This window comes from Streptomyces sp. NPDC053048, assembly GCF_044547045.1.
Classification (GTDB): domain Bacteria; phylum Actinomycetota; class Actinomycetes; order Streptomycetales; family Streptomycetaceae; genus Streptomyces.
On the sequence record NZ_JBITZS010000002.1, the window covers coordinates 292700 to 305940 of the forward strand.

The window sequence follows — 13241 nt, forward strand, 5'->3', positions numbered from 1 at the left end:
TGGCTGTTACACAACAGCAGGGAAACAGGGGGTTGCGGATCATAGGATCGAACTCATGATCAGCGGGCGATTAGTTCCAATCGCCCGCTTTCCGCTCACTACCGCGCTCACTTGGCGCAGGAGATAAGGAGAGCCCCTGTGCCAGGGCGAATACCGCGTCGTCGCGTCCTCCAGGTCGCGGGTGGAGGCCTGGTCGTCGGAACGGGCGCGGTGGGTGCCTGGCAGTGGCTGGCTCCCGACTCCGCGAAGGGCCGCCGGCCCGGGGAGTTCCCCGCGCGCCCCGCGAAGGCCGTCACCAACGAGTCGTTCGTGCACATCATGGCGCACGCCGACGACTCCCTGTACTTCATGAACCCCGAGCTCGAGCAGTCCATACGCAGCGGCGCGCCGACCGTCACCGTCTGCATGACGGGCGGCGAGTCCGACGGCCGCAACGCGCTCGCCCGCAGCCCCGGCTACGCCAAACTGCCGGAGAAGCGCGCCGAGTTCGTCCGGGCCCGGATGAACGGCCTGCGCGAGGCGACCGCCCAGATGGCCACCGGCGACTGGCTCAGCCCGTGGACCGTGGAGTCGCTGTCGCTCCTGCCCGGCTTCCAGGTGGAGCTGCAGACCCTCAAGGCGGCCCCCCAGGTCCAGCTGATCTTCATGGAGCTGATCGAGGCCCGGTTCATCAAGGCCCCCCGCCAGGAGAGCCTGCGCGGCCTGTGGCTCGGGGCCACCCCCAAGCTCACCACGCTGCTGCCGGTCGCGAGCCCGGTCCGGCGCACCTACCACTACACCCGCCAGCAGGTGATCGACTCCCTGACGGCCGTCCTGGAGCGCTACCAGCCGACCGTCGTGCGGACCCTGGACCCCAACCCCACGCACCTGCCCAAGGAACCGCACTACCCCAACACCCCGCCCGTCCTGAAGGGCATAGCCAAGTACGACCACCAGGACCACACCAGCTCCGCCTACTTCGCGCAGGCCGCCCTGGCCCAGTACTGGGGGCGCAAGCACTCCCGTCCCACGGCCGTCGACAGCTACGTCGGCTACGAGGTCTCCACCCTCCCCAACAGCCTGGACGCGGCCACCACCCGCCACAAGGTCAAGATCCTCGACATCTACGGCTGGGCGGACGGCAAGGACTGCGGCGACCCGGCCGGCTGCGGCGACCGCAAGGTCGGCAACCGGTCGAAGGACACCCGCTGGTCCAACAACCTCCGCCACCGGGCCACCGGCACCCAGCGCTGGGTGCAGCCGCTGCCCGACGGCCGGCTCGCCGCCTTCGCGCTGCTGGACGGGCAGGCGCACTGCTGGACCGAGACCCGGGCCGGCAGCGGCATCTGGTCCAAGCCGGCCGCGGTGGGCGGCGGGATGCTGGAGGGCCAGGTGCAGGCGCTGCGCCACGCCGACGGCACGCTGCAGCTGTTCTCCGTGCGGACCGTGCTGCCCACGGCGGACCAGCCGCACCGGCGCGAGATCGTCACCGCCCTGCAGACCGGCCGGATATCCAACGGCGGCACTCCGGCGTTCGGCCCCTGGGAGTCCCTGCGCTCGCCGGAGGAGGACCCCATGCGCTCGATCGAGGTCGGCTACCCCGTCGCGGTGGCCGACAAGGACGGCACGGTCCACGTCTTCGTCAAGAACTGGGCCGGCGGCGTCAGCTCCTGCTCGGCCGCCGGCGGCCGGGGCTTCTCCGAGTGGGAGCAGCTGACCACCTCCACGGACCGGCCGCTGAAGATCGAGGACGGCCTCGACGCCGTCCTCGATGCCAAGGGCCGCGTCCATGTGGTGGCCGCCGACGTCAAGACCGTCCACCACTGGATGACCGACGGCTCCGGCGGGCCCCTGACCATGACCGGGCCGACGCGGCTGCCGGCCACCACCGGCCCGCTGTCCCTGGCCCCGCTCTCCGGCGGCGGCCTGCGCCTGGCGATGCGCCAGCCCGCCACGTCCCGCGTGATGATCGCCGACCGGCAGGCGGACAACGGTGGCTGGCGGGTGACCGCGCAGTGCGAGCCGATCGGCGGCTACGGCCGGGTGGCGCTCGCCCAGGCGGGCAACGACACCGTGCTCGCCGCCCGGGACGCCAAGGGCCGGGTGCGGATGTCCGCGGGCTCCGGGCGCCCGGGGCCCTGGCAGGAGCAGGGCGTGCCGCACCGCGGCACCGCCGGCGTCGTCCAGGACTCCCAGGGCCGCAACGTCGCGGTCGTGCTCGGCATGGACGGGCGACTCAGCAGCACCCGCGGCAAGGGGGCCGGCAAGGCGGCCTTCGGCGACTGGGTCTCGCACGAGGGCAAGGTCCAGAGCGACCTCCAGGAGTCGTAGCCGGCGACACAGCACGACGGCCGCTCTCCCGTCCGGCCGGAGCCGGACGGGAGAGCGGCCGTCGTCGTCGTGCCTACCGCAGCCAGGCGGCTATCTCCCCGATCACCGCTTGCTGGTGGTCGGCCAGGAAGAAGTGGCCGCCGGGGAAGACCTTCAGCTCGAAGGAGCCCTCGGTGTGCCGGGCCCAGGCCCGCGCCTCCTCCTCCGTCACCTTCGGGTCGTTGTCGCCGATCAGCGCGAGCACCGGGCAGCGCAGCGACTCGCCCGGCTCGTAGACGTAGGTCTCGGCGGCCCGGTAGTCCGAGCGGATGGCCGGCAGGACCATCCGCAGCACCTCCTCGTCGTCGAGGAGGCCGGAGACGGTGCCGCTGAGGCTGTCGACCTCGGCCACCAGGCCGCGGTCGTCGAGCAGGTGCATCCTCTCGTCGCGGTGGGCGGAGGGCGCCCGGCGGCCGGAGGCGAACAGGCCGGCCGCGACCACGCCCTTCTCCCGCTCGAACCGGCGGGCCACCTCGAAGGCGACCGAGGCGCCCATGCTGTGGCCCAGGAACGCCAGCGGCTTGTCCGCCCAGGGCAGGAGCGCGGCGAACACCCGGTCGGCGAGGTCGGGGATGTTGTCGATGAGCGGTTCGGTGCGGCGGTCCTGGCGGCCGGGGTACTGCACGCACAGGACGTCGGCGAACGCCGGCATCGCCTTGGACACCGGGAAGAAGTAGCTCGCGGCGCCGCCGGCGTGCGGCAGGCACACCAGCCGCACCTCGCTGTCCGGGCGCGGGTGGAACCTGCGGATCCACAGGCCGTTGTCGTCACCGGAGGGGTTGTCGATCACGATGGGGTCGTTCCTTCCCAACACAGTCTTGCCGGCACAAAACTTGCCAACACGCTTGCCAACACGGTCTCCGTCCCTTCAGGACGCGGTGCCCAGCTTCGTCACCCACTCGTCGACGGCCGCCGCGGTCGAGTCCGCGTAACGCTCCATCAGCGTGTAGTGGTCACCGGGCACTTCGGTCACCGTATCGGCATGCTCGGGCGCGGCCGGGCGGTCGTCCGGGCTCGCCGTGCCGCCGGCCATCCACTCCCCCGCCCTGACCACGAGCGTCGGCGCGGCGGCCCTTGGCGCCTGCCAGTCCTCGAAGACGGAGAGGTAGCCGCCCATGGCGGTCAGCTGGGTGCCCGGCGAGGAGACGAAGTCGAAGCGCTCGGACTGCTCCTGCGCCACCGCCGACTGGAAACGGTCGCCCATGCCCTCCCTGCGAGTGAAGCTGTCCAGCATCACCACGCCCCGGACCGGCCGGCCCAGCCGCTCCAGCCGGCAGGCCACCGCGTGGGCGACCCAGCCGCCGGAGGAGTAGCCGACGAGCACCACCGGCTCCTCGCCCACGCTGCGCTCGATGGCGGCGACGTGCACCTCGAGCAGGGCGTCCACGTCCTGCGGCAGCGACTCGCCCGGCGCGAAGCCCGGCTCGGGCAGGGCCCAGATGCTGCGCCGCCCCCCGAACGCGGCCGCGAACCTGGCGTACTGGTGCACGCCGGACGGCGCCATGTAGGGGCCGAAGCAGACCAGGTGCGGGCCCTCGTCGCCATGGGCGAGCCGCACCGGCGTGGGCAGGTGCGCCGCGGCGTCCGCCGCGCCGAAGACCGGCCGCAGCCGAGCGGCGCTGCGGACCATGTCGATTGCCTCGCTGAGCCTGCCGAGTCCGGCGGCCCGCCGGTAGAGCGTGACGATGATGTCGTCCTCCGCCGCCGGGGCCGCGGCCGGCTGCCCGGCCCGCGGCCGCCCGTCCAGCAACGGGAGCAGGTACGCGGCCACGGCCGCCGGGGTCGCGTGGTCGAAGACCAGGGTGCTCGGCAGCTTCAGGCCGGTGGCCCGGCCGATGCGCTTGCCGAGCTGGACGGCGGTCAGCGAGTCGAAGCCCAGCTCGAGGAAGACGTGCCGCTCACCCACCGCGCCCTTGTCCGGGTGGCCGAGAACGGCGGCCGCCTCGGCCCGCACGAACTCCACGACCGCGGCGGTGTGTTCGGCGGGCGGCAACGCGGACAGCCGTCGCACCAGCGGCGGTTCGCCGCCTGCGGCCGGCTCCTCGGTGTCGGCGGCGGTGAGGCGGGCCACCTCGGGCAGGTCGCCGAGCAGCGGGCTGGGGCGGGCCATGGTGAAGCCGGGCACGAAGCGCGCCCAGTCCACGTCGGCGACGACCGCCGTGGTCTCGTCGCGCTCGACCGCGCGCCGCATGGCGAGCACGGCGGCCTCGGGGTCCATGGGGTCGAGCCCGCGCAGCCGCAGGCGTTCCCCGGCGGCGGAGTCGACCATGCCGCCACCGCCCCAGGCGCCCCAGGCGATGGCGGTGGCGGTCAGTCCACGGGCCCTGCGGTGTTCGGCCAGCGCGTCGGCGAAGGCGTTCGCGGCCGCGTAGGCGGACTGTGCTCCGCTGCCCCAGGCCGCGGCCCCGGAGGAGAAGAGCACGAAGGCGTCCAGGGGGTGGTCACCGAGCAGTTCGTCCAGGTGCGCGGCGCCGGTGGCCTTGGCGCCCAGCACGGCCGCGAACTCCTCGACGGTGGTGTCGTCGATCATGGCGGGGGTGCCGATCCCGGCGGCGTGCACCACGGCGGTCAGCGGCGGCCGGTCGCGGAGGGAGGCCAGGAGCGCGGCGACCGCGTCGCGGTCGGCCAGGTCGCACGCGGCGACCGTCACCTGCGCGCCCAGCGCCCGCAGTTCGTCCCGCAGTTCCGCCGCGCCCTCGGCGTCCGGGCCGCGGCGCCCGGCCAGCACCACGTGCTCGGCGCCGCCGCCCGCCAGCCAGCGGGCGACGTGCCCGCCGATGTGGCCGGTGCCGCCGGTGACCAGGACGGTGCCGCGCGGCCGCCACGGCCGCCCGTCGGCGGTCCCGCCCGAGGCCCGCACCATGCGCCGGGCGTACGTACCCGCCGCACGCACCGCGACCTGGTCCTCTCCCGGCGCGCCGCCGAGCACGGCAGCCAGCCGCCGCGCGGCGCGCCCGTCCGTGGCCTCGACGCCCTCGGGCAGGTCGACGAGCCCGCCCCAGCGTCCCGGGTGCTCCAGGGCCGCCACGCGTCCCAGCGCCCACACCGGTGCCTGGCCGAGGGCGACCGTCCGGTCACCGGCGACGCCGGTGGACACCGCGCCCCGGGTGACGCACCACAGCGGCGCGTCCACGCCCGCGTCGCCGAGCGCCTGGACCAGCAGCAGCGTCTGGGCGAGCCCGCGTGCCAGGGCGGGGTGCTCCGGGTGCGGGCGGTCGTCCAGCGCGAGCAGGGACAGCACACCGGCCGGGGCGTCGCACGCCTGGCGCACCAGGGCGGTGAGCGCGGCCCGGTCCTTCGACCCGTCGGTCACGAGCCGCACGACGTGTGCGCCGTGCGCGGCCAGGGAGTTGAGCGCGAGCTCGGCGGCCGGGTCACCGGCCCGCTCCGCCGGGACCACCGCCAGCCAGGTGCCGGACAGCGCGGGCCGCCCGTCCTCGGGCAGGGGCTTCCATGTGATCCGGTAGCGCCGGCCGTCCGCCGCCGACTCCTCCCGGCGGCGCCGGTGCCAGGCGGACAGCGCGGGAAGCGCCGAGCGCAGGGTGACGTCCTCGTCCACGCGCAGGTCCTCGGCCAGCGCCGGCAGGTCCTCGCGCTCGACCGCCTCCCAGAACCCGGCGTCCACGACGGACGGCACGGCGGCCGGAGCTTCCGATTCCGGGGCGTCCAGCCAGTAGCGCTGCCGCTGGAAGGGATAGGTCGGCACGTCCGCCGGCCGGACGTCCCAGCCGGCGGACACCGCCCGCCAGTCGACGGGGACGCCGTGCGCGTGGGCCTCGCCCAGCGAGGTGAGGAACCGGCGGGTGCCGCCGTCGCCGCGCCGCAGCGTCGGCACGACGGCCCCGGGGGTGCCGGGGGTGTCCTCGAGGACGGCGTCGAGGGTGTCCTGCAGGCCGTAGACCAGCACGGGGTGCGGGCTCATCTCGACGAAGACCCGGTGGCCGTCGGCCAGCAACCGCCGGGTCGCCTGCTCGAAGCGCACGGTCTGCCGCAGATTGCGGTACCAGTACGCCGCGTCCAGCGGCACGTCCGCCGGGCCGCCGGTCACCGTGGAGTAGAACGGGATCTCCGGCGCGACGGGCGCGAGGGCACCCAGCCTGTCGGCGAGCTCGTCCCGGACCCGCTCGACCTGGGCGCAGTGGGAGGAGTAGTCCACCTTGATCCGCTTGGCGTTCACGCCCTGCGCCTCGCACTCGGCGAGCAGTTCCTCCAGCGCGTCGAGGTCGCCCGAGACGACCACGCCGCGGGGCCCGTTGACGGCGGCCACGCTCAGCCGCCCGTCCCACCGCTCCAGGCGGCGGGCGGCGGCCTCCTCGGGCTCCGGCAGGGAGACCATGCCGCCCAGGCCCGAGAGCCGGGGCAGCAGGCCACTGCGCCGGGCCACGACGCGGGCCGCGTCCTCGAGGGACAGGGCGCCCGCGACGCAGGCGGCCGCGATCTCGCCCTGCGAGTGGCCGACCACGGCCGCCGGACGCACTCCGCACGCCCGCCACAGCTCGGCCAGCGACACCATGACCGCCCACAGCGCCGGCTGGACCACGTCGACCCGCTGCAGGTCGGGCGCGCCCGGGGCGCCGCGCAGCACGTCCTCCAACGACCAGTCCACGTACCGGGACAGCGCCTCGCCGCAGGCGGTCAGCCACCGCCGGAAGACCGGCGAGGAGTCCAGCAGTTCCACGGCCATACCGGCCCACTGCGAGCCCTGCCCGGGGAAGACGAACACCGGTCGCGGCGTGCCGGCGGCGGTGCCGCGGACCAGGTTCTCGTGCGATCCGCCGGCGGCCAGGGCCTCGAGCGCGCCGGCCAGCCGCTCCCGTCCGGTGCCGGGCGTCAGGTCGCCCACGACGACCGCCCGTTCGTCGAACGCGGTGCGGGCGGTGGCCAGCGCGTGGCCCAGGTCCTGCGGCCGCGCGCCGGCCTCGTCGCGCAGCAGTGCCGCGAGCCGGCCCGCCTGCTCCTCGAGCGCCGCGGGGGTCCGGGCCGATACGAGCAGCGGCACGGCCACCTGGTCGAACAGCGGCTCCTCGGCGGGCACTTCGGCCGCCACCGGGGGCTGGGGGGCCTCTTCGATGATGACGTGGGCGTTGGTGCCGCTCATGCCGAAGGACGACACACCGGCGCGGCGGGGCCGGTCCCCGCTCTCCCACGCGACGGGCTCGGTGAGCAGCCGGACCTCGCCCGAGGCCCAGTCGACGTGCGGGGTCGGCTCGTCGGCGTGCAGGGTCCTGGGCAGCAGTCCGTGCCGCAGGGCCTGCACCATCTTGATGATGCCGCCCGCGCCCGCGGCGGCCTGGGTGTGGCCGATGTTCGACTTCAGCGAGCCGAGCCACAGCGGGCGGCCCTCGGGGCGCTCCTGCCCGTAGGTGGCCAGCAGCGCGGTGGCCTCGATGGGGTCGCCCAGAGTGGTGCCGGTGCCGTGGGCCTCGACCGCGTCGATGTCGGTGGCGGCGAGTCCGGCGTTGGCGAGGGCCTGGCGGATGACGCGCTGCTGGGCGGGGCCGTTGGGGGCGGTCAGACCGTTGGACGCGCCGTCCTGGTTGATGGCGCTGCCGCGGACGACCGCCAGCACCTGGTGGCCCTTGCGCCGGGCGTCCGACAGCCGCTCGACGAGCAGCATGCCCACGCCCTCGCCCCAGCCGGTGCCGTCGGCGTCGGCGGAGAACGCCTTGCACCGCCCGTCGGGGGCGAGCCCGCGCTGGCGGCTGAACTCGACGAAAGCGCCGGAGCTCGACATGACCGTCACGCCGCCGGCCAGCGCCATCTCGCACTCGCCCTGGCGCAGCGCCTGTGCCGCCATGTGGAGGGCCACCAGCGACGAGGAGCAGGCCGTGTCGACCGTCACCGCCGGGCCCTCGAGGCCGAGGGTGTAGGCGATGCGCCCGGAGACGACGCTGGCGGCGTTGCCGGTGCCGAGGTAGCCCTCGACGCCGTCGGGGACCTGGAGGTTGCGCCGGATGTAGTCCTGGTAGCCGGAGCCGACGAACACCCCGACCGGGGTGGACCGCACGCTCGTCGGGTCGATGCCGGCGCGCTCGAACACCTCCCACGAGGTCTCCAGCAGCAGCCGCTGCTGCGGGTCCATGGCCGTCGCCTCGCGCGGGGAGATGCCGAAGAACGCGGCGTCGAAGTCGGGGAGGTCGTGCAGGAACCCGCCCGCCCGCGCGTAGGTGGTGCCGGGGTGGTCGGGGTCGGGGTGGTAGAGCGCCTCCAGGTCCCAGCCGCGGTTGCCGGGGAAGGGCGTCATCGCGTCGGCGCCCTCCTCGACGAGCCGCCACAGCTCCTCGGGCGAGGTGACGCCGCCGGGGTAGCGGCAGCTCATGCCGACGATCGCGATCGGCTCGTCCGCCGCCGCGCGGGTGCCGGCGACGGCTGCCTCCGGCGCGTCGGCGCCGAGGAGTTCGACGAGGAGCAGGCCGGCCAGGTCGATGGCGGAGGGGTAGTCGAAGACGACGGTGGTGGGCAGGGACAGGCCGGTGACCCGGGTGAGCCGGTCGCGCAGCTCGACGGCCGTCAGCGAGTCGAAGCCCAGCTCGCGGAACGCCCGTCCGGGCTCGACCGCCTCCGGCCCGCTGTGGCCCAGGACGGCGGCGGCCTCGGTGCGTACGAGCTCGACGAGGGTGCGGTCGCGTTCGGCGGGGCCGACGGCGGCGAGCGTGCGGCGCAGGGCGGCGGAGGCGTCGTCGGCCGCCTCGCCCTTCGACCCGGCGGCGGGTTCGAAGGCGGCGCGCACCTCGGGGAGTTCGGCGAGCAGCGGGCTGGGGCGGCCGATGGTGAAGGTGGGCGCGAAGCGCTCCCAGGCCACGTCGGCGACCGTCACGGCGGTCTCGTCGCGGCCCAGTACCTGGGCGAGCGCGGAGATCGCGGCCGCCGGGGCCAGCGGGTCGAGGCCCCGGCGCCGCAGGCTGTCGGCGATGTCGGCGGCGCCCGCCATGCCGCCCTCGGCCCACGGCCCCCAGGCCACGGCGGTCGCCGCGAGCCCGCGGGAGCGGCGGGCGGCGGCGAGGGCGTCGAGGTGGGCGTTGGCCGCGGAGTAGGCGGCCTGGCCGCCCGCGCCCCAGACGCCGGCGATGGAGGAGAAGAGCACGAACGCGTCCAGCGGACGGTCGCCCAGCAGCCGGTCCAGATGTGTGGCGCCGTCGGCCTTGGCCGCCACGACGGCGGCGAAGTCGTCGGCGCCCGTGTCGGAGAGCATGCCCGGGGTGTCGACGCCCGCGGTGTGGAAGACGGCGTGGAGCTCGGGCAGCTCGTCCAGCAGGCCCGCCAGCGCGTCCGGGTCCGACACGTCGCACGCGGCGATCGTCACCCGGGCGCCCAGGTTCTCGAGTTCGGCGCGCAGCGCGTCGGCGCCCTCGGCGGCGGGCCCGCGGCGGCTCGTCAGGACGAGGTGTCCGGCACCGCCCGCGGCCAGCCAGCGTGCCACGTGCCCGCCGAGGGCTCCCGTGCCGCCGGTGATGAGGACGGTTCCGCGCGGGGTGAACGGGGCGGAAGGGGCGGAGGCGTCGGCGTGGGCGAGGCGGCGGGCGAGGACGCCGGTGGGGCGGACGGCCAGCTGGTCCTCGTCGCCGTGGCCGCCCATGAGGATGCCGGCCACGCGGGACAGGGCGGGAGCGTCGGTGGCCTCGGGGAGGTCGACGAGGCCGCCCCAGCGTCCCGGGTGCTCCAGCGCGGCCACCCGGCCCAGGCCCCAGACCTGGGCCTGTGCGGGGGTGACGAGCGGATCGGACGCGCCTGTGGCGACGGCGCCGCGGGTCAGGCACCACAGCGGGGCGTCGACGCCCGCGTCGCCGAGGGCCTGCACCAGGGTGAGCGTGGCGCGGACCGGGGGTTCGCCGCCGAGGGCGAGGAAGGAGACCACGCCGCGCGGGGGGACGCCCCCGTCGCCGTCGGCGTCGCGTCCGGCTGCCGCACGCAGCCTGGCCGCCAGGGCGTGCCGGTCCTCGGAGGGGTCGACGGTCAGGCAGATGGTGTGGGCGCCGCGCCTGGTCAGCTCCTCCTGGAGGGAGGTGCCGACCTGTGCGACGCCGGGGGCGGGCGGCGTCAGCAGCAGCCACGGCCCGTCAGTGGACGTGGCTGCTGCCTCCGGGGCGGGGTCGGACAGGGCCCGCCAGGTGATCGCGTACTGCCCGGCGCCGGGAGCGGGCCGGGCGGTGGAGGACGCCAGCCAGTAATTCCCGTGCTGGAAGGCGTAGGTGGGGAGGTCGACGCGCCGGGGCTCGTACGGGGCGAGGACCGCGCGCCAGTCGACCGCGACGCCGTGGGCGTGGAGCCGGGCGAGGGCGGTGGTGAGGGACAGCGCCTCGGGGCGGTCGGCGCGCAGGGTGGGAACGGCGGCGGCCGGGCCGTCGGTGAGCAGGTCCTGGGCGAGGGCGGTGAGGACGCCGCCGGGGCCGATCTCGGCGAACGCGGTCACGCCTTCGGCGGCCAGGGCCGCGACGGCGTCGGAGAAGCGGACCGGCCGACGGACGTGGCGCACCCAGTACTCGGGGTCGGTCAGCTCCTCGGCTGACACCGGCTTTCCGGTGAGCGTGGAGACGACGGGGATCGTGGGAGCGGAGAAGGTGACGCGTTCCGCCACGGCCCGGAAGTCGTCGAGCATCGGGTCCATCAGCGGCGAGTGGAAGGCGTGGGAGACGCTGAGGGCCTTGGTCCTGCGCCCTTGTTCGGCGAGGCGTGCGGCGATCTGCGAGACGGCCTCCTCCTCGCCCGAGAGCACGACGGACGTCGGCCCGTTGACCGCGGCGATACCGGCCCGGTCCTCGTGACCGGCCAGCAACGGAAGGACCTCGTCCTCCGAGGCCTGCACCGCCACCATCACACCACCCGCGGGCAGCGCCTGCATCAACCGGCCCCGGGCCGCTACGAGCGCGGCGGCATCCGGCAGCGACATCACACCCGCCACATACGCCGCAGCCAGCTCACCGATCGAATGCCCGGCCAGGAACTCCGGCCGCACACCCCACGACTCCACCAGCCGGAACAACGCCACCTCGACCGCGAACAACGCAGGCTGCGTGAACGCGGTCCGGTTCAGCACATCGGCGTCGTCACCGAACACCACATCCCGCAACGGCCGCTCGAGATGCGCGTCGATCTCCGCGCACACCGCGTCGAAGGCTTCGGCGAACACCGGGAACGCGGCGTAGAGCTCCCGTCCCATGCCCGGCCGCTGGCTGCCTTGCCCCGAGAACAGAAAGGCCGTGCTGCCTTCCTTACCGGTCACCCCGTCCACCACGTTCGCGGCGGACTCACCGTCGGCCACCGCCCGCAGCCCCGCGGTGAGTTCGGCGATGTTGCTGCCGATGACCACCGCGCGGTGTTCCAGTGCGGCCCGGGTCGTCGCCAGCGAGTGGGCGACGTCGACGGCGTCGATGTCACCGATGCCCAGGACGTGCGACAGCAGTCGCTCCGCCTGCTCGCGCAGGGCGGCGGCACTGCGGGCCGAGACGACCCAGGGCACCGGTACCGCCGCCGCCCCGGCACGCTCGCGCTCGCCCACGGGGGCGGGAGCGGGGGCCTGTTCGATGATGGTGTGGGCGTTGGTGCCGCTCACGCCGAACGACGAGACCGCCGCCCGGCGCGGGTGCCCGGTCTCGGGCCAGGGGACGGGCTCGGTCAGCAGCCGCACGGTGCCCGCCGACCAGTCGACGTGCGGCGAGGGCTCGTCGGCGTGGAGGGTCCTGGGCAGCACTCCGTGCCGTATCGCCTCGACCATCTTGATGATGCCGCCCACACCGGCCGCGGCCTGCGTGTGCCCGATGTTCGACTTCAGCGACCCCAGCCACAGCGGCTGTTCCGGCGACCGCCCCTGCCCGTAGGTGGCCAGCAGCGCCTGTGCCTCGATCGGGTCGCCCAGCGTGGTGCCCGTACCGTGCGCCTCCACCGCGTCGACGTCCGCCGGGGACAGGCCCGCGCCCGCCAGCGCCTGCTGGATGACGCGCTGCTGCGCCGGACCGTTCGGCGCGGTCAGGCCGTTGGACGCGCCGTCCTGGTTGACCGCGCTGCCGCGCACCACCGCCAGCACCGGGTGGCCGTTGCGCTGGGCGTCCGAGAGCCGCTCGACGAGCAGCATGCCCACGCCCTCGCCCCAGCCGGTGCCGTCGGCGTCGGCGGAGAAGGACTTGCAGCGGCCGTCGACCGCCAGGCCGCGCTGCCGGCTGAACTCGGTGAACATGCCCGTGCTCGCCATGACGGCCGCGCCGCCGGCCAGGGCCAGCGAGCACTCGCCCTGCCGCAGCGCCTGCACCGCCAGGTGCAGCGCCACCAGCGACGACGAGCAGGCCGTGTCCACGGTCAGCGCCGGGCCCTCGAGCCCGAAGGTGTAGGACAGCCGACCCGAGGCGACGCTGGGGGCGGTGCCGGTCAGCAGAAAGCCCTCGAGTTCCTCGAGGGTGTCGCCGGCGCCCGCGTAGCCCTGGTAGGCGAGGCCGACGAACACGCCGGTGCGCGAGCCCTTGACGGAGGAGGGGTCGATGCCGGCCCGTTCGAAGGTCTCCCAGGCCACCTCGAGCAGCAGCCGCTGCTGCGGATCGGTGGCCAGGGCCTCGCGCGGGGAGATGCCGAAGAAGGCGGGGTCGAAGTCGCCCGCGTCGTGCAGGAATCCGCCGTGGCGCGTGTAGCACTTGCCCGGGGTGCCCGGGTCGGGGTCGTAGAGGCCGTCCAGGTCCCAGCCGCGGTCGGCGGGAAAGCCGGAGACGGCGTCGGCGCCGTCCTCGACCAGCCGCCACAGGGCCTCGGGGCTGTCGACCTGCCCGGGGTAGCGGCAGCTCATCGCCACGATGGCGATCGGCTCCTGGTCCTTCGCCTCCACCTCGTGCAACCGGCGCCGGGTCTGCTTGAGATCGGCCGTCACACGCTTGAGGTAGTCGAGCAGCTTCTGCTCGTTCTGCTCGTTC

The 13241-nt window shown here is 75.0% G+C and carries 2 protein-coding genes and 1 pseudogene; 1 reads left to right on the forward strand and 2 read right to left on the reverse strand.

All coding sequences use genetic code 11. The annotated features are described in order from the left end of the window. Positions 1–138 precede the first annotated feature (138 nt). Positions 139–2310, forward strand: a complete 2172-nt coding sequence (locus ACIG36_RS06450) for a PIG-L family deacetylase (RefSeq protein WP_399922904.1) — start codon at positions 139–141, stop codon at positions 2308–2310. A 73-nt stretch (positions 2311–2383) separates the two neighbouring features. Here the strand turns inward: ACIG36_RS06450 and ACIG36_RS06455 are convergent, their stop codons facing one another. Beyond that, on the reverse strand, positions 2384–3136 hold the full coding sequence (locus ACIG36_RS06455; RefSeq protein ID WP_399923973.1) for a thioesterase II family protein: 753 nt from the start codon (positions 3134–3136) through the stop codon (positions 2384–2386). 81 nt (positions 3137–3217) lie between these two features. Beyond that, positions 3218–13219, reverse strand: a pseudogene (locus ACIG36_RS06460) (type I polyketide synthase); the annotation flags it as partial. Positions 13220–13241: the final 22 nt, after the last annotated feature.